General features: G+C 75.6%; 1 protein-coding gene. It reads left to right on the top strand.

What is annotated here, in order from left to right; translation table 11 throughout:
• Positions 1-174 precede the first annotated feature (174 nt).
• Positions 175-1,117, top strand: a 943-nt coding sequence (locus ACYVE9_RS27835; RefSeq protein WP_461030660.1) for a serine/threonine-protein kinase, incomplete at its 3' end; no start/stop codon positions are given.

Below are 1,117 nucleotides of genomic sequence, written 5' to 3'. Positions count from 1 at the left end.
GGCGCCTCCCGCCTCCGGCACGCAGCCGGTCCACGGCCCGTTTGCGTCCCCGGCCGACGGGCCGCAGCCGCAGCCGGCCAACGGCCCGCACACTCCCGGTGGTTCGCCGCGGATGCGGCAGGTCGCCTCCGAGCTGGACCAGCTCGACGAGTTGCTGCGCAAGCGGGGCCGCGAGTGAGGGGCCGCCTCATCGCCGGCCGCTACGAACTCGCCGAGCAGCTCGGCAAGGGAGCGATGGGCCAGGTCTGGGGCGGCCACGACCGGGGGCTGGGCGGGCGGCCCATCGCCGTCAAGCTGATGCACCCCGGGCGGGTGGCGTCCATGGCCGGTCTGTCCGACAGCTCGCACCCCGACGAGCTGCGGGAACGCTTCGAGCGTGAGTGCCGGGTCACCGCGCAGATCGACCACCCCGGCCTGGTCACCGTCTTCGACGCCGGGCGGGACGACCACGAACTGTTCCTCGTCATGCAGCGGGTGGAGGGCAGCGACCTCGCCGACCACCGGGCCGCGCACCGCCCCTACCCGCTGTCCTGGGCGGTCTCGGTCGGCGCCCAACTGTGCTCGGCGCTGGCCGCGGTCCACGCGGCGCGCATAGTCCACCGGGACCTGAAGCCGGGCAACGTCATGGTGCGGCCCGACGGCCGGGTCGTGGTGGTGGACCTCGGCATCGCCGCGGTCGGCTCCGTCGGCGACAGCACCCGCCTCACCCGCACCGGCGCGCTGATCGGCACTCCGCTGTACATGGCGCCCGAGCAGGTCGTCGGCGGCGCGCCCGTCGGGCCGGCGGCCGACCTGTACGCGCTGGGTGTGCTGCTGTACGAACTCCTCGCCGGACGGCCGCCGTTCACCGCGCCGGAAGCGGCCGGACTGCTGTACATGAAGCTGCACGAGCGTCCCGAGCCGCTGCGGGCCCTCCGTCCGGAGACGCCCGGGCCGCTCGCCGCGCTGGTGCACGCCCTGCTGGACAAGGACGTCGCCGCCCGACCCGCGGACGCCCACGAGGTGCACTCGGTGCTCGCCCCGCTGCTGCCCGGCCGGATCCCCACCGGACCCGAGCAGCCGATGGACCCCACCCGGCCGTTCCGCGAGCCGATGGCGCCCTGGCCGACGCGCGGCC

The sequence above is a fragment of the Streptomyces sparsus genome (assembly GCF_054776295.1).
Note: the sequence above shows the minus strand (reverse complement) of the source record. Positions and strands in the feature narration are given on the sequence as shown.